This window comes from Reyranella sp. (assembly GCF_044224635.1).
GTDB lineage: Bacteria > Pseudomonadota > Alphaproteobacteria > Reyranellales > Reyranellaceae > Reyranella.
On sequence record NZ_JBGAKA010000021.1, the window covers coordinates 71,109 to 89,470 of the forward strand.

Below are 18,362 nucleotides of genomic sequence, written 5' to 3' on the forward strand. Positions count from 1 at the left end.
TGACCGTGCCGATCGCCGCCCGAATGGCTTGCCGCTCGGCCTCGGGATCGTCGCCGGGCCGGCCAGGACGAGGCGCTGCTCGACCTCGTCGTCGAGATGGCGGCGCGCATGCTCAGGCCTTGATCGGCCCCGCGAGGAAGGCGCCGAGCCAGGCCGCCGCGACCATCAGGATCAGGCCGGGAATGACATAGAGGGCGAAGGTCCGCCCGCCGACAGCGATGGCGAAGGCGGCCTTGGTGACGGTGTTGGCGCTGAGCGCGGCCAGGATCGGCACGACCGCCATCGACGCCTCGATTCGCTTTTCCTGGACCAGTGAGGCGATCGACACGGCCGCCGAGTGGGTGTCGGCAAGGCCGCCGATCGCGGCGGCGATCAGCACGCCGGTCTCGCCGAACCAGTCCTGCGCCGCCGCGGCAACCAGCAGGATGACCGCGAGGATGGCCGCGAAGCCGAGCGCGGTCTTGAGGCTGAAGGCGCTGCCCGGCGCCGAATGCTCCTCGATCCGATGCTCGAGCGCCCACAGGGTGAAGATGCCGCCATAGACCACGGCGGCGGCACCGGACAGGACCAGCGGCAGCCAGAAGGCGAGCAGCGTCTCCATGCTGATCGCGGCGATCAGCAGGGCGAGTTGGACGATGGTGGCGACCGACGACAGGACCGCGCCCGCGACGGCGGGCTTCATCAGCTCGGGGTGGCCGCGCGTGCGTGCGCCCATCGCGCCGATCGTGGCGCTGCTCGAGACGAAGCCGGAGGCGAAACCGGCGAGGGGCAGCCCGAACTTTGCGCCGGCTAGGCGCACCGCGATGTAGCCCAGCGCGCTGATCGCCATGACCAGGATGACGATCAGCCAGATATTGCGCAGGTTGAGCGCACCATACGGGCCGATCGTATGATCGGGCAGCAGCGGCAGCACGACCAGCGTGGCGCCGGCGAAGATCAGCAGGCTGCGCAGCTCTTCATCGGTGAGAACCGAGCGTGCGAAGCGGTGCAGCGGCGTGCGGGCGGCCAGCAGCACGGCAACGACCACGCCGAGACCGGCGGCAACGACCGGCTCGCGGATCGCCAGCCCGCCGATCAGGGTGGTGACGACCAGCGCAGTCTCGGTCGTCAGCCCGGGATCCTCCTCGCGGGCGCGCCAATAGGACAGGCCGGCGAAGGCAGCGACCGCAAGCCCGGCTGCGGCGAGCAGCTGCGCTTCGCCTGCCGCCATGGCGACGGCACCGAGCAAGGATGCCAGCGTGAACGTCCGCAGGCCGGCGGCGCTGCGCGATGGGCCGTCGCCTTTGCGGCGCTCGCGATCGATGCCGACCAGCAGGCCGATGCCGAGCGCCACCAGGAATCCGGGGACGAGAGGATGAAGGTCTCGCATGGCTGGCGATTATCCCCATCGCGCGCCGGACGTCACGCAAAGGTAGCCGGCCTGTAGCCGTTCCTTGTTCCATCCGGCCGCGGGAGCGCGCGAGATGAGCATGAGCGTGGCCGGCGCGGCCGGAGCCCGCGAATCCGTGCAGGATCACCCGGACTATCTCAACTCGGCCTACGACAAAGCGGAGATGAAGGAGTTCATCGCCTAGACTCCCGATGCCAGAGTAGCATTGGATCAGCTACCGTTCGCCAAGCCTTGGCTCGCGCCCTACCAGACGGTCGCCGTGCGCAAGGCGCTGGAGGACGAGATCCAGGCCATGATGAACGGCAAGAATGAAGGCCGACGAGGCGATCTGACGGATTGCGGCCTCGCCGAGGAGTACGAGGTGCTGCGCGATATCCTCGACCCCCTGTCGATGCCGGTCTATCTGGTGCCCGGCAACCATGATCGCCGCGCCGAGCTCATGGCCGAGTTCGGCTCGGACGGTTACCTGCCGACCGACGGCGGCTTCCTGCACTACGACGCCCGCGGTCCGGGAGAGGCTGCTGGCACACGTCTTGCTGCTCGACAGACGACCGTTCCATAGTCGCAGCATGAGCCCACCGATCTTCTTCATGGCCCCCGGCGCACCGACGCCGGTGGCGCCGTTCAGCCATGCCGTCGAGGCCGACGGCTGGTGCTTCGTCACCGGCCAGATGCCGACCTTCCCGGAGGATGACTCCAGGCCGCTGCCGCCCGACATCGAAGGTCAGACGGTGCGGGTGATGGAGAACCTCAAGATCGTGCTCGCGGGCCTGAAGCTCGGCCTCGAGCACGTCGTCTGCGTGCGTATCTACATCACCGACTTCGAGGTCAATTATCCGCGCATGAACGCGGTCTATGCCGGCTATTTCCCGGCCGACCGCCGGCCGGCGCGGACCTGCATCGGCGTCACCGGCCTGGCGCGCGGCGCTATGGTCGAGATCGATCTTCTCGCGCGACGCTGATCCGGAGTGTGCGATGTGCAAGGGCGATGATCCGACCTGCGCCGAGTTCGAGACGCATCACCGGCAGTTCCTCGAGGACATGGCGCGCCAGCGCCGCGAATTCCTTGCCAGCAACTTTGCCGCGAAAGGCGGCGCTGCAGCGCTGGCCGCCGGCGGCGTGACGCTGGCATCGCGCGCCGTGCGGCCGACGTCAGCGCCGCGGCATCATCATCTGCCGGCCAATGCCGATATGGGGCTTCCACTACAAGGACTTCCTCGACGGCGACACGCGCGAGGTCGTGACGATCTATGAGCTCGACGCATCAGGTGAACGTAACTGGGCGCAGGTGGTCGACGGCAACTGGGGCGTCCACGCGATCGTGCGGAAAAGCATTTTTCCTTCATGATCCCTCCCCACGCTTTGCGTGGGGAAGTGTCGCGTCATACGCGACGGAGGGGTCATGAGCAGCGGGACTGCGGCTCATGACCCCTCCGTCCGCGATTACGCGGACACCTCCCCAGCGAAGCTGGGGAGGAAACTCGAGCGGCGCGCTGCCAGCGATGAGAAGACTCAAAACCTCAGCCTTTTCCCCACCGCGAGCGGGACCAGCTTGCTGTCGCCGAAGGCGTTGGCCAGCGCGGTCATGGCGCGCCAGCCGGTGCAGTGGCCGGCGGCGATGACGTCGAGGCCGAAGCCGCCGAGCGCCGTCACCGTCTGCGGGATGATGCGCTCGTTGGGGCCGGAGAGATGCAGGCCGCCCAGCACGGCGTGCAGCTTGACCCCGGGGAAGCAGTCGCGCGCATGGGCAAGCACGTTGATCACGCCAGCGTGGCTACACGCAGTCAACACGACCAGGCCCTTGCCCCGCACGTTCACGGCGATGAAGCGCTCGTCGATCAGGAGCTCGTCCAATTCCCAACCGCTGCCGTCGGCGGTGCGGCGATGCTGGCCGGGCAAGCCGATCTCGAAGCCGCTGCGGCGCGGGATCTCGCCGCTCACGAACACCGTGTCGCCGGCCGCCGTCTGCGCCTCGCGCGTGCTCACCACCGCGCCGCCGTAAGCGGCGAGCGCGGCCGGAGAAGGGACGTCCTCCATCGGACGGAACGAGCCGTCCGGCAGCTTCACGGCGCGGCTGCGGAACATGTCCGGATGCACGTAGCACGGCACGGTCCGGCCGCCGTTGCGGTCGAGCGCAAGCTGAAGGGCGCGCAGCATCGCGCCGGCATGGTCCCAATGGCCGTGGCTCAGCACGATCGCTTCGAGCGGGCCGAGATCGATGCCCAGGCGCGAGACGTTCTGCTCGAAGGTGCGATCCTCCGGCCCGCTGTCGAACAGCACGCTGTGGGTCTTGCCGGCGACGCGAAGCGTAAGCAGGCACGACAGGCCGTGCGCGGCGCAGCACAGGCAGTTGCCGCCCAGCACCCAGGCGGGGCCGCGTCGCCGCCCGAGACCGCCCAGCTCGGTCTCCACGAAGCTTGGCACCGAGGACAGCGAATCGGTGACGTTGTCGACGAGGATCTGGATGTCGAGGGAGTCGACTTCGGCGAGCTGGGTCATGGTCTGGGCCAGTCTGGAGAGCGTTTGGAAAGGAAGGCGTCGACTCCTTCGACGAAGTCGGGCGTCCCGGCGAGCTCGGTCACGGTCTCGAGCTCGTAGGCCATGCCTTCCTCGAAGGTCAAGCCGCCGCCCAAGGTGACGGTGCGGCGGATGGCGGCGAGCGCCGCGGGCGACTTGGCCGCGAGTTCCTCGGCATAGGCCTGCACGCGATCGCGCAGGGCCGCCGGCTCGACCAGCTCGTCGACCAGGCCCCAGCCCAGCGCCTCGGTCGCCGGCACCAGCCCGCCGTCGTACAGGTAGCGGATTGCGCGTGGCCGGCCGATCAGGCGGGCCAGCGCCTGCGTGGTGGCGATCGGCGGAATGAAGCCGATGCGGATCTCCGGCTGCCCCAGGCGCGCGTTGGTCGCGGCGAAGCGAAGGTCGCAATGCAGGGTCATCTCCAGCCCGCCGCCCACCGCCGTGCCGTTGATCGCCGCCAGAAGCGGCTTGGGCGACCCGCGCAGCAGCCGCACGATGTCGTGGCAACGCATCGCCCACTGCCGCATGCCGTCCTGCGTCATGCCCTTGAAGACATTCAGATCGGCGCCGGCGCTGAAATAAGCTTCGACGGCGCTTCCCAGGACCAGCACGCGCACCTCGGAATCGGACAGCGCAGCGGCGATCGCATCATGCGTCTGGTCGACCATGGCGTGGGTGAAAGCGTTGACCGGCGGCCGGTCGAAGTCCAGCCAGCCGACATGCCGGACGGTCGACGAACGGACGAAAGCTGCTGTTGCGGCGGGCGACGTCATGACTTGCTCCTGTCGCTCACAACTTGCCGCACCGCGGCTTCGAACGCCATCATGGCGCGCGTGCGGGCACGCGAGCGCCGCGCGATCAGCGAGAACGGCGCCGAGGCCTCCTCGATCGCGACCGGCAGGAGGCGTAGGCGGGACTGGCGGGCGAAGTGCCGGCCGACCTCGCGCGGAACCATCATCAGGCAGTCCGACGTGCCGAGGATGGCGACGCAGGAATAGAACGAGGCCGAGCGATAGGCCGGTTGCGGCGGCCGCAGGCCGCGCCGCAGGAAGGCCTCGGCGAAGAAATCGTGCAGGGCGGTGTTGGCCGGCGCTTCGATCCAGTCGGCCTCGGCGAGCCGTGGCCAGGAAATCTTGCGCCGCCGGGCGAGCGCATGGCCGGGGCCGCTGACGATGCAGAACGACTCGGCGAACAGGAAATCGGCCGACAGGTCCTCGTTGTCGGCGAAGTCGGGCAGCATGCGGCCGATCACCAGATCGAGCCTGCCTTCGGCCAGGTCCGTCAGGATGTCCGGTGCCGCCCCTTCGTGAAACTCGGCTCGAACCGCCGGCTGGCTGCGGCGCAGCAGCGCCAGCGCCTTGGGCACGATCTCCAGCATGACCAGCGGCAGGGCGCCGATGCGCAGCAGGGCGCGGCCCTCGTTCGCCGGATCGAACTCGCTCCGGACACGCCGCAGATCGGCCAGCATGAGTCGGGCCTGACGGATCATGTAGTCGCCCTTGTCGGTCGGCACCAGGCCGCGACGCGACCGTTCGAACAGACGGCCGCCCAGGGCGCGCTCGATCTCCTGCAGCATGACCGACAGGGCGGGCTGCGAGACGTTCAGCCGCCGGGCGGCCTCGTGAAGCGAGCCGGTCGTCGACAAGGTCTCGACCAGGGTGAGGGCGCGCAGGCGCAGATGGTCCATGCGATAAGCAATTTATATCAAGATATCGAAATTCGGTATTACGAGCCGATCACCGGATTGCCTATGCTCGCCTGAAGGAAAAAGGGAGGACGGCCGAACCCAATGGCGTTGCAATGCCTGGCCGATGTACGGGTCATCGATCTCAGCCATGTCATCGCCGGTCCGGCCGCCTCGATGTACCTCGCGGCTCTCGGCGCCGATGTTCTCAAGGTGGAGAACCCGCGTGCGCCCGACGTGATGCGCGGCGGCGAGGCCGGCGCGACCTCGAACACCTTTGCGACGCTCAATGCGGCCAAACGGTCACTTGCCATCGATCTGAAGGTCCCGCGGCTGCGCGATCTGCTGCTCGGCCTGGTGCGCGACGCCGATGTGTTCATCGAGAACTTCCGGCCCGGCACCGCCGCGCGGCTCGGGCTCGACTACCCGGCGCTGCGCGCCCTTAATCCGCGCATCGTCTATCTCTCGATCTCGGGTTACGGGCAGCAGGGCGCCTGGAGCCGTTTCGGCGCCTACGACCAGGTGGTGCAGGCTCTGACCGGCATGATGATGACCAACGGCGAGGAGAATGGTCCGCCGACCAAGGTCGGGTTTCCGGTGATCGACATCGCCACCGGCATGCTGGGCGCGATGTCCGTCCTGGCGGCCCTGCGGCGGCGCGACGCCGCCACTCTCGGATGCCACATCGACACCTCGCTGGCGCAGGCAGCGATCCAGTTGATGCGACCGGTGGCGAGCCGCGTGCTCGCCTCCGACCGCGACGAGCCGCGGCCGGGCAATCGCGGCTTCAGCGGCTCGCCGGGGGCGTCGACCTTCCGCTGCCTCGATGGCTGGCTTGCCGTCGCGGCCAACAGTCCGCGCCAGTTCGCCACGCTCTGCGATCGTCTCGACTTGCCGGCACCCGAGGAGGACGTCGAGCCGCTCGAGATGACGCGGCGTCTCGATGAAGCCATTGCCGGCAGGAAGGCCGCAGAGCTCGAGGCGCAGCTCAACGAAGCCGGCGTGCCCGCCGCCCGGGTGCGGCGCATGGGCGAATTCCTGCGCGAGGCGCGCGCCGGCCGGCATGTCGGCCTCGACCTGCAGCAGCTGGTCGGCGGCGACGGCGATTTTCTCCAGCTCGGGCCCGGCATGCTCGGGCTCGGCAACGAAGCGCCGCGTGGGGCGCCGACCCTGGGTGCCGACACGCGGGATATCCTGTTGAAAGCGGGATTCGCGCGCGAGGAGATCGCATCGCTGGCGCGCGATGGCGCGGTGCGCCTGGTGGACGGGGTGTAGAGTCGGGGCAATCACGAAATCAGAATGGGAGGAAGACCATGTACAGGCGAATGATGATGACCGCCGCGGCCCTGGTGGGCCTGCTGCCCGGCCTCGCTGCGGCGCAGGCCCTGCCTGCCAATGTCGCGGTCTATACCGGGGCGCTGGTCACCGTGCCGACCTATGTCGCCAAGGATCTCGGCATCTACGACAAGCATGGCCTCAACGTCAGCCTGCTCGATTTCCGTGCCGCGCCTGACGCGACCGCCGCCCTGTTCAGCGGTGCCGTCGACCTGATGAGCAACAGTCCCGGCAACATGATGCTGGTCAACAGCCGCGGCCGCGACCTGGTGGCGGTCGTCGACAACTTCCCGGCACCGGTCTGGAGCCTGGTCGCCGGCAAGGACGTGGCGACGACCAACAAGGCCGCCGGCTACCCTGCGCCGATGCGCGACCTCAAGGGCAAGAAGATCGGCGTGCCGGCGATCGGCTCCGACGGCCACAACTTCGCGCGCCGCTTCCTGCGCGACGCCGGCATGGATCCGGAGAAGGACGTGACCTTCCTGGCAGTCGGCCTCGGGCCCGACGCGGTGGCTGCCTTCAAGGCAGGTCAGCTCGACGCCGTGATGGCGATCGAGCCGGTGCAGACGGTGCTCGAGGCGCTGGGCGGCAAGGTCGTGCTCGACCTGCTGGCCGACAAGACGATCCCGGAGTTCGCGTCGTGGACGTCGAGCGTCTACCATTCGACCAAGGCGCACGCCGACAAGAACGCCGAGATGATGAAGCGCTTCCAGGCGGCGCAGGAGGAGGCGATCGCCTTCGTGCGCGATCCTGCCAATGCCGAGAAGGTGGCCGCGATATGGTCGAAGTACAACAAGGCGCTGACGCCGGAGCAGATGAAGGGCGTGCTGGCGCGGCTCGGCAAGTCGTTCGACGTCAAGTTCAACTGCAAGGGCACCGAGAATGTCGGCAAGTTCCAGGTCGACAACGGCCTGATCAAGCCGGATCAGGTCCAGAGCTGCGAGCAGCTCGCCTGGTCGGGAGCAAAGAAATACCTGCCGTGAGCCAAACATGGGAGCTCATGTGCTCGCGGTCCGCAAGAGCATGAACGATGAGCTCCTCGCCCGGCAGATGACGGCCGTGCCCGACCTCGCCATCCGGGTCGAGGGCGTCTCGCACGCCTTTCCGACGGCGGAAGACCGGCCAATGCTCGCCCTGGACGACGTGTCGTTCGACGTGCCGCGCGGCCAGTTCCTCTCTCTGGTCGGCGCCAGCGGCTGCGGCAAGACAACGATCCTCAACATGACGGCCGGCCTGATCCAGCCGGTCGCCGGCACGATCACGGTGAACGGCGAGCGCATCGCGCGGCCGTCGCGTCGCACCGGCTACATGTTCGCGCGCGACGGGTTGCTGCCCTGGCGATCGGCGCGCTCCAATATCGAGGTCGGGCTCGAGCTGCGCGGCGTGCCGCTTGCCGATCGCGGCGCGGTCGGCAGGCGGCTGCTCGACATGATCGGCCTCGGCGCCTTTGGCCATGCCTACCCCTGGCAGCTCTCGCAGGGCATGCGCCAGCGCGTGGCGCTGGCGCGCACGCTCGCCATCGACCCCGAGACCCTGCTGATGGACGAGCCGTTCGCCGCGCTCGATGCCCAGACCAAGCTCATGCTGCAAGCCGAGTTCCTGCGCATCTGGGAACGCGACCGCAAGACGGTGCTGTTCGTCACGCACGATCTTGCGGAGGCGGTGGCGCTGTCCGACCGCGTGATCGTGCTGACACGCAGGCCCGGTCGAATCCAGGCCGATATCGCCATCGACCTGGCGCGGCCGCGCGATCCGGAGCGGATCCGCTTCGACGAGCGCTACCTCAAGCTCAGCGAACAGGTCTGGCAGGCGCTGAAAGCCGGGGAGGCCGCACCGTGACCGTCCACACCAGCCTTGCCGGCGACCGCGTGCTCGACGCCCTCGCCCGAAGCGAGGTGCAGCGCATTGCGCGCCGGCGTCGGAGAACCTTCTGGGTCTGGACGGCGCGCCTGATCGTGCTCGTGCTGTTCCTGGGCTCGTGGGAATGGGCGATCCAGGTGCGGCTGATCGATCCCTTCTTCTTCTCCCAACCCACCGCCATTGGCGGCTTCCTGCTCGACGAGATCCGTGACGGCAGCATCTGGCCGCATGTCTTCGTCACCTTGCGCGAGACCCTCGTCGGCTTCGCGCTCGGGGCGGCGGCGGGCGTCGCGGCCGGCATCCTGCGCATGCAGTTCCCGTTCGCTGCCGATGTCAGCAACCCCTTCCTGACGATCCTGAACGTCCTGCCGCGTGTCGCGCTGGCGCCGATGTTCATCATCTGGTTCGGCGTCGGCGAAGGCTCCAAGGTGGCGCTCGCGGTCAGCCTGGTGTTCTTCATCCTGATGCTGAACACGGAGGCCGGCATCCGATCGCTCGATCGCGAGCTGATTCTGACCATGCGCGCGCTTGGCGCGACCGATCGCCAGCTGTTCTGGAAAGTCATGCTGCCTGGCGCCGTGCCGGCCATTTTCGGCGGCATGCGGCTGGGAGTGGTCTACGCCCTGCTCGCCGTCGTGGTCGGCGAGATGATCTCGGCCCGCATGGGCCTCGGCCAGCGCATCGCCTTCTACGCCGCGAGCTTCCGCGCCGAAGGGGTTCTGGGAACCATTCTGGTGCTGGCCGTCATCGGGTTGACGCTCAACTTCGCCGTCGTCCGCGCCGAGTCCGTGCTGCTGCGCTGGAAGGGCGATGCAGCTGTCTCGTCATGAGCCTCGCGGACCGCGCCATTGCCGCGCGGTCCGCAAGCCGCCTCCTGTCTCACTGCTCGACGATCGTGCCGTCGGGTTGAAGCACGATCGCGACCTCGACGTTGTTGCGCATCGCCTTGGCCGCCCAGTTGCCGGCCGAATCGCGGGTGAGGCTCTTCACCCCGTTGTAGCCTCTCTGCTCGATGGCCGACTTGGCGGCTGCCTCGGCCGCCGACGCGTTCGGCGAAGTTTTGGGGAGGTTGGTGTTCGGATTGCTGGTGGCGCCCGGCATGGAGCGGTTGTCGCGGCCCTCCGGCGTGCTGGGCGGCTGCATCTGGGCGTGGGCCACACCCGCGGCGCAGATCAGGCCGAGGGTAGCCAGGGTCGTGCGGATCATGGTCGTACTCCTTTGGTCCTTGTCGATGACGGCCAGAGAACGCCGTCCCGCGAGGGGCGTTGCATGGCAATTCCATGCAACTTTCGACTTACCGCACCGTTCGCGCGAGCCGGGCCAGCAGCACCATGGCCAGCAGCGATACCGCAGCGGCGGCCAGCAACAACCATAGCGCGCCCATCGCGCCGTAGAGGCTGAGCACGGCCGCGATCGTGGGTGGCGCGATGGCCGAGACGATGCCCTGCGGCAACGCCAGCCGGCCCATGTAGGTGCCGAACTGGGCGCGGCCGAACAGGGCGAGCGGCAGGGTAGCGCGCTGCACCGCCTTCAGCCCGTTGGCGATGCCGTAGGCGAAGATGCAGACCAGCGCGACCACGAAGTTGACGCCGGCCAGCATGGCGAGCCCCAGGCCAAGCGTCAGCATGGCCGATCCGAACACCGCCGAGCGCATGATCGAGTAGCGATGGCCGAACAGCAGCTCGAACACGCGGACGGTGACCTGCGACGGCCCGATCATCGAGGCCAGCAGCACCGCCGAGGCCGCCGGATGGCCGAGGCCGCGCAGGATCTCGATCATGTGCACCATCGCACCGGTGAAGACGAAGGCGCCGCTGGCCAGCGTGAGCGACAGCAGCAGGAAGGCGCGCGAATGCACCTCGGGCGGGATGCCGCTCGATGCCGCGGCGGCGGTCCCGGCAGTATGATGCGCCGGCCGCCGGCGCGGCAGCACCAGGAAATGCACCGGCGCGCAGGCGAAAAGATGGATCGCGGCATAGACCAGCAAGGTGCCGCGCCAGCCCACCGCGACGTCGAGCGCGCCCGACAACGGCCAGAACACGGTCGAAGCGAAGCCGCCGATGATCGCCAGCAGCGCAATTGCCCGGCGCGCGCCAGGGCCGCTCACCTGGGCGAGCGCGACGCTGGCCGGGGTGCTGAGCGCCAGGGTCGAGGCGACGCCGAGGCCGGCCCAGCACAGCAGGTACGTCGTCATGTTCTGCGACAGCGCCAGCGCCGCCAGCGACAGGGCATAAAGCACCGAGCCCGCCGCCATGAGGCTGCGCGCGCCGGTGCGATCGATCAGGCGGCCGACGCGTGGCGCGAAGATCGCGCCGACGGCGAACATCACGGTGATGCCGCTGAACACGATCTCGCTCGGGATGCCGAGCGCGTCCTCGATGTGGCGGCCGAGCACCGAGGGCATCAGGAAAGTGGTGCCCCAGCCCACGATTTGTGTGAAGCCGAGGCCGATCGTCGCCCGGACGGCGGGCGAGAAGATCACGCCGCCAGGGACCTTTCGGGATAGAGCGACAGCAGGCCCGCTTCGCTCGCCGCACAGACGCCGCGCTCGGTGATCAGCGCGGTGACCAGCCGGGCTGGCGTCACGTCGAATGCCGGGTTGGCGGCGGCGCTGCCCGCAGGCAGCACGTCGACCGTCACCACCTCGCCCGACGCGGTGCGGCCGGTGATGCGGCCGACCTCGTCGGCGTGCCGCTCCTCGATCGGGATGTCGCGCCGGCCGTCGGCGATCGTCCAGTCGATGCTGGGCGAGGGTGCGCCGACATAGAACGGCACGCCGTTGTCGTGCGCTGCCAGCGCCTTCAGGTAGGTGCCGATCTTGTTGCAGACATCGCCGCGGCGTGTCGTGCGGTCGGTGCCGACGATGCAGAAATCGACCTTGCCGTGCTGCATCAGGTGGCCGCCGGCATTGTCGGCGATCACGGTGTGCGGCACGCCGTGCCGCGCCAGCTCCCAGGCCGTCAGGCTGGCGCCCTGGTTGCGCGGCCGCGTCTCGTCGACCCAGACATGGATCGGGATGCCGGCATCGTGCGCCTGGTAGATCGGCGACAGCGCCGTGCCCCAATCGACGGTGGCGAGCCAGCCGGCGTTGCAATGGGTCAGCGCCTCGAGGCGATTTCCCTTCGGCTTCAGGCGGCGGATCAGCGCCAGCCCGTGCCGGCCGATGCTGTGGCAGATCTCGGCATCCTCGTCGCAGATTTCGGCGGCTCGGCGATAGGCCGCCTCGCGCCGCCGGCTCGCCTGCAGCGGGGCGAGCAGGGCGCGCAGATCGTCGAGCGCCCAGCGGAGATTGACCGCCGTGGGGCGCGACGCCATGAGCTTGATGTAGGCCTCGGTCAGCATGGCATCGGATGCATCCGTCGCCATCGCAAGGGCCATGCCATACGCAGCGGCGGCGCCGATCAACGGCGCGCCCCGCACGATCATGGTGCGGATGCCGCGCTCGGCGTCCGCCATGCTCCGCCAGTCGCGCACCACGAACTGGTGCGGCAGCAGGGTCTGGTCGATCACCTGCACGGTCGTGCCGTCGGCGCCGAGCCAGATGGTGCGATAATGGGCGCCGTCGACCTTCACGTCATCGCCTCGCAATAAACTCTCCTTCCCACGCTTCGCGTGGGGAGGTGTCCGCGTCTTACGCGGACGGAGGGGTCATGGGCCGGAGCGCTACTCCGTGGCGCACTCTTCGGCTGCGGCGAGCAAAGCATGCGCCACAGAGTTGCACGCTCGTGGCCCATGACCCCTCCGCCCCGTAAGACGGGGCACCTCCCCAGCGGGGCTGGGGAGGAACGATGAGGATGTGTCGGGCCTCTTGCCGCTCGCGTCAAGCAATCGCGCGCGCCACGGCATCGATGACGGCGGCCGTGTCGATGTGATAGGCGCGATAGAGGTCGGGAATATCGCCCGACTGGCCGAAGCTCTCGATGCCGAGCGGCACCACCCGCTGGCCGCGCACCGAGCCGAGCCACGACAGCGCCAGCGGATGGCCGTCCATCACCGTGACCAGCCGCGCCTCGCGCGCCAACGGCGCCAGCAGGCGTTCGACGGCGCTCTCGGCCGGCTCGAGGCGGCCGACCGTGCGGCCGCGCTTGCGCTGGGCGGCGAGCCAGTCGCCATGCAGGCGATCGGGCGAGGTCAGCACCAGCAGGCCGGCGCCGGCAAAATCGCGCACCACGCTGTCATGCGCGGCGATCGCTTCCGGCGTGACCGCGCCCATGGCGACGATGGCGATCTCGGCACCCGGCTCGGGCGGCGCGTACCAGTAGCCGCCGGCGACGATGTCGGCCTCCTGCTGCGGCGACAGGGTGCGCGCCGGCTGCGCCAGGCTTCGGGTCGACAGGCGCAGATAGACCGCGCCGCCGTCGGCCTGCTGCATGTAGGCGAGGCCATGGCGCATCAGCACGGCGAGCTCGTCGACATAGGCGGGCTCGTAGCTCAGCAGCCCGGGCTGGCCGATGCCGATCAGCGGCGTGTGGATGCTCTGGTGCGCGCCGCCTTCGGGCGCCAGGGTCGTGCCCGACGGCGTCGCCACGATCATGAAGCGCGCATCCTGGTAGCAGGCGTAATTCAGCGCATCGAGGCCGCGGGCGATGAACGGGTCGTAGAGCGTGCCGATCGGCAGCAGGCGGGCGCCGAACAGCTGATGGCTGAGCCCCATCGCGGCGAGCTGGATGAACAGGTTGTTCTCGGCGATGCCGAGCTCGAGATGCTGGCCGCGCGGCGTCTTGCGCCACAGCTGGGCCGACACGACCTTGAGCTCGCGGAACACGTCCTCGGCCTCGGTATGGGCCCACAGGCCGCGCCGGTTCACCCACGCGCCGAGATTGGTCGACACGGTGACGTCGGGCGACGTCGTGACGATGCGGCGCGCCAGCTCGTTGTCCTCGGTGGCGATGGCGTTCAGGATCTTGCCGAAGCCTTCCTGCGTGCTCGACTTGCGGTCGTTGGGCCGCGGCAGCGCCGCCGGGATCTTGACCACCGGCGCCTCGGTGCGCCGCCGCCCGGCGGCATTGAAAGGCGCGGCGTCGACGAACGCCTGCAGCTCGTCGGCGCTGGCCGAGAGACCGGCGAACTTGTCCCACTCGCGCCCGTTCTCGATCGCCATGCCCTTCTTGAAGCCCGCCATCTGGTCGAGCGTCATCAGGCCGGAGTGATTGTCCTTGTGGCCGGCAAACGGCAGGCCCTGGCCCTTGATGGTATAGGCGATGAAGCAGGTTGGCCGGTCGTCGTCGACCTCCTCGAAGGCATCGAGCACGGCCTGCATGTCGTTGCCGGCGAGGTTGGTCATCAGCCTGTGCAGGGCGGCATCGTCGTGCTGGTCGAGGATGCGGCGGATGCCGGGATACTGGTTGAGATCGCGGGTCAGCGCCTCGCGCCAGCCGGCGCCGCCCATGAACACCAGCGCCGAGTAGAGTGAGTTTGGGCAGGCATCGATCCATTGCCGCAGCTGCTCGCCGTCGGGCTGGGCGAAGGCCGCTTCCAGGAGCTTGCCGTACTTCAACGTGACGACGCGCCAGCCGACCAGCTCGAACATCTCGCCGATGCGGCCGAACAGCCGGTCGTTGACCACGCCGTCGAGGCTCTGGCGATTGTAGTCGATCACCCACCACAGGTTCCGCACGTCGTGCTTCCAGCCTTCGAGCAGGGCCTCGAAGATGTTGCCTTCGTCGAGCTCGGCGTCACCGACCAGCGCCACCATGCGGCCGGCCCTCTTTTCGTTACCTTGGCGATTGCCGTCGCCGAGCGCCTTCAGCCGCACGTAGTCCTGCACCAGCGAGGAGAACAGCGTCATGGCGACGCCGAGGCCGACCGAGCCGGTCGAGAAATCGACGTCGTCGGCGTCCTTGGTGCGCGACGGATAGGATTGCGCACCGCCGAGCGCGCGGAAGCGCTCGAGCTTGTCGCGCGTCTGATGGCCGAACAGGTACTGGATGGCGTGGAACACCGGCGAGGCATGCGGCTTCACCGCCACGCGATCCTCCGGCCGCAGCACCGAGAAATAGAGCGCCGTCATCACCGTGGCGAGCGAGGCGCACGAGGCTTGGTGGCCGCCGACCTTCAGCCCGTCGCGGTTGGGACGGATATGATTGGCGTGATGGATGGTCCAGGCGCTGAGCCACAGCACCTTGCGCTCGAGCTCGCGCAGGAACCTGAGACGTTGCACGGGGGCGATCGTGGTCATGGTGCAGGCATACGCCTTGTGGCGTGAAAGGTCCTTGCGTTTGGGCCTCGTGGCAGGCTGTATTGGGTAAATCCTTCCTGAAATGGGCTAGCTTGCGCAATGATCAACCTGGACGCCATCGATCGGCGCATTCTTGACCGCCTGCAGCGCGACGGCCGGCTGAGCAATGCCGACCTCGCCCAGCAGGTCGGCCTGTCCTCCTCGCCGTGCTGGCGCCGGGTCAAGGCGCTCGAGGAGGCGGGCGTGATCAAAGGTTACACGGCGCAGCTCGACGCCAAGGCGATCGGCCTGTCGGTCAACGTCTTCATGAGCGTGTCGCTCACCACCCAGATCGAGAAGGCGCTGCAGGCCTTCGAGCGCGCCGCCGCGGCGCGGCCCGAGGTGATGGAATGCTACCTGATGACCGGCGACAGCGACTACCTGCTGCGCGTCGTCGTGCCCGACCTCGAAGCCTACGAACGCTTCGTCATGGACTTCACCAAGATCCCCGGCATCGCCCAGATCAGAAGCTCCTTCGCGCTGCGCCCGGTGAAGCAGGGCACCGCACTGCCGCTGGAGTGAGGGGGGTAGTGGCGCCCTTTCATTCTCCTCCCCAGCTTTGCTGGGGAGGTGCACCCGTAATCGGGGGCGGAGGGGTCATGAGCAGCGGGACTCGGGCCTCAGACCCCTCGGTCTCGGATTACCGAGACACCTCCCCAGCGAAGCGCTGGGGAGGAGAATGAGAAGAGCGCCCCTTTATTACGCCTTGAGATACGCCTCGGCTCTCCCGGCGATCTCGCGCGCCTTCACGGCCGCGGCACCGGTGTAGGTCGCCGGCTTGCCCAGCATCTTGACCGTCTCCGGCGGGATCCTGCTCCACACCTCGTCCGCCGATTGCTGCCGAAGCGCCCATTGCGTCGCTTCGAGAAGGGTAACTCCCTCCTTTCTCGAGTGGGGCAGGGCAATGTGATTGACCAGCTCGTGAGCGTCTCCCTCATAGCCCGCCATCTGGAGGGCGATGTAGATCGGCTCGGCAAGAATGGCATCGCCTTGAGCGTCGAAGTTTCGCCTGAGCGACGCTTCGTCGACCGAGAGACGCGAGAGGAAGGGTCTGCCGTCGGCCTCGCGCAGCAGCGTGTTGAGCTGGTTGACCAGGTTGATCACGATCGTCGGGAAATCCCGGGCGATAGGGCTGCCGACCAGGTCACGCTGGTGCTCGCTCACCATCGTCGCCAGAACCTTGCCGAACTCGACCTGATTCTTGATCCACGTCCCCTCGAGGTTCTCGAAATTGATCGGGTTCCTCTTGTGGGCCATGGTCGACGAGCCGACCTGTCCCTTCTCGAAGGGTTCGCCGAGCTCGGCAATCTCCGTCCGCATCAGATGGCGGCCGTCGCGGCCGAACTGGCCGAAGGCCGCGGAAAGCTTGACGCAGCAGAACAGGTAGTCGGCGAGCGGCTCCGGCGGAAGGATCTGCGTGCTGATCGGCGCAGGCTCGAGACCGAGCTTCTCGAGCACCCGCGCCTCGAAGGTCTTGTCACCGCAGCGTGCGGCGATGCCGAGACCGACCTGGGCGTTGTAGACACCGACGGCACCGGAGATCTTTCCCACCAACCTCTCCGCGGCACTGTTGGCGCTTTGGATGTTGGCCAGAATCCGGCTGAGGATCGTCGCGAACCAGAAGCCGACGGTGATGGGCAGCGCGTGCTGGCCGTGTGTCCGGCCGATCTGGGGCTGTCGAGCGAAGGCATTGACCTGCTCGGCAAAAAGACCAACCACCTTGTCGGTGAGCCGCCTTACCACCTGGTGCCCACGCACGAACTGCAGGGCACGGGCGGTGTCGAGGGCATCGTAGCTCGTGAGCGGAACATGGATCCAGCGCCGCAGCCCCGGGTCGACCTTGCCCTGGGCGATCCGCACCCAGGCGCGGATGTCGTGGCGGGTCACCCTGCGTTCCACGTCATCGACTTCTGACGTCGTGATGGCCAGGAGTTCCTGCTCGACGGCGGGCGTGAGCGATACGATGTTGGCCGCGGGGATGATCCCGATATCGGCCAACGTTTTCAGGGTTGCGATCTCGACTTCGGCAACGGCGCGAAAGAGATTGTCATAACCGAAGACCGACTGCAGGTCCTTTGGCTGATATCGAGGGTTCCCTGGAAGTGCGAAATTTCCCATGATTTGCGTCTTTCATCTTTGAGTCTCGGTGTCCACTTCATTCGCCCGGCGCCGGCGTTATCGTTTCATCGTGCTGCGTGCCGATCGTGCCGGCACGCATTCGCATGTGAGCGGCCCCATCATTCTCCTCCCCAACTTCGTTGGGGAGGTGTCCGCGTAATCGCGGACGGAGGGGTCATGAGCCTCAGTCCCGTTGCTCATCGCCCCTTCGTCGCCGTAAGACGGCGACACCTCCCCAGCGAAGCTGGGGAGGAGAGATTAGGTGGCTGTATCCCCCAGGTAGTTGCGGCGGGGCCTTTCGTGACCATGATGCGGCGCCATGCACGATCGTGCCGATGCGAAGGGCGACGCGCCCGCCTGGTCTTCAACGGATCGATGGCCAGCCTGCTCGTCCTGTCGCTGGTGCCGGTGTTCGTATGACGGAGGACGATCTGCTAGGCTCGGCAGCGCCGGGAGGAAACCAGCCATGCCGACGCCAGTCGCCTTCGATGCCGCCATCGGCCGCCAGTTCATCAAGTACGCCCGCCTTGTCGCGGGACGCGGCTATATCCACAACACGCTCGGCAACATCGTGATGCGCGCGCCGCATCCCGACTATCCGCGCGGGCTCGCCTACACCAAGCACGCCGAGATCTCGCTCGAGGAGATGGAGCTCGAGAACATCGTCATCACCGACGTGCCGACCAGCCGGATCGTGTGGGGCGAGCGCATGACCAGCGTCGGCCACAATCTCAGCCGCGAGATCCTGCGGCTGCGACCCGACATCAACGCCACGATCCACGTGCATGACGATGCGATCATCGCGCTGCTTGGCTCGGGTGCGCCACATGCGTTCAACGTGCTGTCGCTCGATCCGCCCTTCGTGCTCGGCAAGCCTGTGCATTTCGTGCCGGCCCATGTCGATGTCGAAGCCGACGTGAGCTCGGTGGCCGACTTTATCCAGAACACCAACTCGGTCGTGCTGGTGGGCCACGGCATCACGACCCTGGGCCGCACCGTCTCGGAAGCCTATCACCGGCTGAACACGCTGACCGCCGAGGTCCGCCGCTGCCTGCTGGCTGAGCAGCACGCCGCCCTGATGGGCACCAAGGTCGCCTATCGCACGCAGGCTGAGATCGAGGACATGTACCGCTTCGCCGAGCGCATCATCTACCCGACCCGCGCTGACCATGTGATGCAGGACGAGGCGGCGGAGTAAGAGACACCCACCGTTGTCATCCTGAGCGTAGCGAAGGATCTCA

The 18,362-nt window shown here is 67.8% G+C and carries 18 protein-coding genes; 9 read left to right on the forward strand and 9 right to left on the reverse strand.

Annotated features, from left to right (window positions below):
• Positions 1–112: 112 nt before the first annotated feature.
• The gene (locus ACILR9_RS19260) at positions 113–1,369 is read right to left on the reverse strand and encodes an MgtC/SapB family protein (RefSeq protein ID WP_395711575.1); all 1,257 of its coding nucleotides are present in this window, start codon (positions 1,367–1,369) and stop codon (positions 113–115) included.
• A 226-nt stretch (positions 1,370–1,595) separates the two neighbouring features.
• Here ACILR9_RS19260 and ACILR9_RS19265 point away from each other — a divergent pair, with 226 nt between their 5' ends.
• The 3 genes from ACILR9_RS19265 to ACILR9_RS19275 are packed head-to-tail and all read left to right on the forward strand — an operon-like array spanning position 1,596 to position 2,644.
• Positions 1,596–1,952: a metallophosphoesterase gene (locus tag ACILR9_RS19265; protein ID WP_395711576.1), complete on the forward strand. Its 357-nt coding sequence runs from the start codon at positions 1,596–1,598 to the stop codon at positions 1,950–1,952.
• Between the two features lie 7 nt (positions 1,953–1,959).
• Positions 1,960–2,352 carry a RidA family protein gene (locus ACILR9_RS19270; protein ID WP_395711577.1) on the forward strand — a complete coding sequence of 131 codons (393 nt, stop codon included), beginning with the start codon at positions 1,960–1,962 and terminating at the stop codon, positions 2,350–2,352.
• A gap of 13 nt (positions 2,353–2,365) precedes the next feature.
• Positions 2,366–2,644 carry a hypothetical protein gene (locus ACILR9_RS19275; protein WP_395711578.1) on the forward strand — a complete coding sequence of 93 codons (279 nt, stop codon included), beginning with the start codon at positions 2,366–2,368 and terminating at the stop codon, positions 2,642–2,644.
• A 258-nt stretch (positions 2,645–2,902) separates the two neighbouring features.
• On the opposite strand, the gene ACILR9_RS19280 is transcribed toward ACILR9_RS19275, so the two are convergent.
• From ACILR9_RS19280 to ACILR9_RS19290, 3 genes are read right to left on the reverse strand one after another with little or no spacing between them, the layout of a single operon-like run.
• Complete coding sequence (locus tag ACILR9_RS19280) at positions 2,903–3,889, reverse strand: MBL fold metallo-hydrolase (RefSeq protein WP_395711579.1); 987 nt, start codon at positions 3,887–3,889, stop codon at positions 2,903–2,905.
• Entirely contained in the window at positions 3,886–4,680 is a 795-nt protein-coding gene (locus tag ACILR9_RS19285) for an enoyl-CoA hydratase/isomerase family protein (protein WP_395711580.1), read from the reverse strand. The genes ACILR9_RS19280 and ACILR9_RS19285 overlap by 4 nt, the downstream gene beginning before the upstream one ends.
• Complete coding sequence (locus ACILR9_RS19290; protein WP_395711581.1) at positions 4,677–5,594, reverse strand: LysR family transcriptional regulator; 918 nt, start codon at positions 5,592–5,594, stop codon at positions 4,677–4,679. The genes ACILR9_RS19285 and ACILR9_RS19290 overlap by 4 nt, the downstream gene beginning before the upstream one ends.
• 102 nt (positions 5,595–5,696) lie before the next feature.
• On the opposite strand from ACILR9_RS19290, the gene ACILR9_RS19295 reads away from it, so the two are divergent.
• Genes ACILR9_RS19295 through ACILR9_RS19310 form a run of 4 tightly spaced genes read left to right on the forward strand, consistent with a single transcriptional unit; the run spans position 5,697 to position 9,616 of the window.
• A complete protein-coding gene (locus ACILR9_RS19295; RefSeq protein WP_395711582.1) occupies positions 5,697–6,866 on the forward strand; it encodes a CaiB/BaiF CoA transferase family protein in 1,170 nt (389 codons plus the stop codon).
• A gap of 38 nt (positions 6,867–6,904) precedes the next feature.
• Entirely contained in the window at positions 6,905–7,909 is a 1,005-nt protein-coding gene (locus tag ACILR9_RS19300; protein ID WP_395711583.1) for an ABC transporter substrate-binding protein, read from the forward strand.
• A gap of 40 nt (positions 7,910–7,949) precedes the next feature.
• Entirely contained in the window at positions 7,950–8,765 is an 816-nt protein-coding gene (locus ACILR9_RS19305) for an ABC transporter ATP-binding protein (RefSeq protein ID WP_395711584.1), read from the forward strand.
• Positions 8,762–9,616, forward strand: a complete 855-nt coding sequence (locus ACILR9_RS19310; RefSeq protein ID WP_395711585.1) for an ABC transporter permease — start codon at positions 8,762–8,764, stop codon at positions 9,614–9,616. Before ACILR9_RS19305 ends, ACILR9_RS19310 begins: the two co-directional genes overlap by 4 nt.
• Positions 9,617–9,665: 49 nt before the next feature.
• Here ACILR9_RS19310 and ACILR9_RS19315 read toward each other — a convergent pair whose 3' ends face one another.
• The 4 genes from ACILR9_RS19315 to ACILR9_RS19330 form a co-directional block, all read right to left on the reverse strand.
• Positions 9,666–9,992, reverse strand: coding sequence for a hypothetical protein (locus ACILR9_RS19315; protein ID WP_395711586.1), 327 nt, complete (start codon positions 9,990–9,992; stop codon positions 9,666–9,668).
• 88 nt (positions 9,993–10,080) lie between these two features.
• The gene (locus ACILR9_RS19320; RefSeq protein ID WP_395711587.1) at positions 10,081–11,268 is read right to left on the reverse strand and encodes an MFS transporter; all 1,188 of its coding nucleotides are present in this window, start codon (positions 11,266–11,268) and stop codon (positions 10,081–10,083) included.
• Positions 11,265–12,359, reverse strand: coding sequence for an S-methyl-5-thioribose-1-phosphate isomerase (mtnA, locus tag ACILR9_RS19325; protein ID WP_395711621.1), 1,095 nt, complete (start codon positions 12,357–12,359; stop codon positions 11,265–11,267). Before mtnA ends, ACILR9_RS19320 begins: the two co-directional genes overlap by 4 nt.
• Positions 12,360–12,606: 247 nt before the next feature.
• Entirely contained in the window at positions 12,607–14,964 is a 2,358-nt protein-coding gene (locus ACILR9_RS19330; protein ID WP_395711588.1) for a transketolase, read from the reverse strand.
• Positions 14,965–15,063: 99 nt separating this feature from the next.
• Here ACILR9_RS19330 and ACILR9_RS19335 point away from each other — a divergent pair, with 99 nt between their 5' ends.
• The gene (locus ACILR9_RS19335; protein WP_395711589.1) at positions 15,064–15,525 is read left to right on the forward strand and encodes an Lrp/AsnC family transcriptional regulator; all 462 of its coding nucleotides are present in this window, start codon (positions 15,064–15,066) and stop codon (positions 15,523–15,525) included.
• A 177-nt stretch (positions 15,526–15,702) separates the two neighbouring features.
• Here ACILR9_RS19335 and ACILR9_RS19340 read toward each other — a convergent pair whose 3' ends face one another.
• Complete coding sequence (locus ACILR9_RS19340) at positions 15,703–17,001, reverse strand: lyase family protein (RefSeq protein ID WP_395711590.1); 1,299 nt, start codon at positions 16,999–17,001, stop codon at positions 15,703–15,705.
• A gap of 586 nt (positions 17,002–17,587) precedes the next feature.
• Here ACILR9_RS19340 and ACILR9_RS19345 point away from each other — a divergent pair.
• Positions 17,588–18,319, forward strand: coding sequence for a class II aldolase/adducin family protein (locus ACILR9_RS19345; protein WP_395711591.1), 732 nt, complete (start codon positions 17,588–17,590; stop codon positions 18,317–18,319).
• Positions 18,320–18,362: the final 43 nt, after the last annotated feature.

Excerpts from the sequence above, each read along its gene's own strand:
- ACILR9_RS19315 (WP_395711586.1), bottom strand. The coding sequence starts at position 9,992 with ATGATCCGCACGACCCTGGCTACCCTCGGCCTGATCTGCGCCGCGGGT.
- ACILR9_RS19285 (WP_395711580.1), bottom strand. The coding sequence starts at position 4,680 with ATGACGTCGCCCGCCGCAACAGCAGCTTTCGTCCGTTCGTCGACCGTC.
- ACILR9_RS19345 (WP_395711591.1), top strand. The coding sequence starts at position 17,588 with ATGCCGACGCCAGTCGCCTTCGATGCCGCCATCGGCCGCCAGTTCATC.
- ACILR9_RS19335 (WP_395711589.1), top strand. The coding sequence starts at position 15,064 with ATGATCAACCTGGACGCCATCGATCGGCGCATTCTTGACCGCCTGCAG.
- ACILR9_RS19295 (WP_395711582.1), top strand. The coding sequence starts at position 5,697 with ATGGCGTTGCAATGCCTGGCCGATGTACGGGTCATCGATCTCAGCCAT.
- ACILR9_RS19290 (WP_395711581.1), bottom strand. The coding sequence starts at position 5,594 with ATGGACCATCTGCGCCTGCGCGCCCTCACCCTGGTCGAGACCTTGTCG.
- ACILR9_RS19330 (WP_395711588.1), bottom strand. The coding sequence starts at position 14,964 with ATGACCACGATCGCCCCCGTGCAACGTCTCAGGTTCCTGCGCGAGCTC.
- ACILR9_RS19260 (WP_395711575.1), bottom strand. The coding sequence starts at position 1,369 with ATGCGAGACCTTCATCCTCTCGTCCCCGGATTCCTGGTGGCGCTCGGC.
- ACILR9_RS19270 (WP_395711577.1), top strand. The coding sequence starts at position 1,960 with ATGAGCCCACCGATCTTCTTCATGGCCCCCGGCGCACCGACGCCGGTG.
- ACILR9_RS19305 (WP_395711584.1), top strand. The coding sequence starts at position 7,950 with ATGAACGATGAGCTCCTCGCCCGGCAGATGACGGCCGTGCCCGACCTC.
- ACILR9_RS19275 (WP_395711578.1), top strand. The coding sequence starts at position 2,366 with ATGTGCAAGGGCGATGATCCGACCTGCGCCGAGTTCGAGACGCATCAC.
- ACILR9_RS19280 (WP_395711579.1), bottom strand. The coding sequence starts at position 3,889 with ATGACCCAGCTCGCCGAAGTCGACTCCCTCGACATCCAGATCCTCGTC.
- ACILR9_RS19300 (WP_395711583.1), top strand. The coding sequence starts at position 6,905 with ATGTACAGGCGAATGATGATGACCGCCGCGGCCCTGGTGGGCCTGCTG.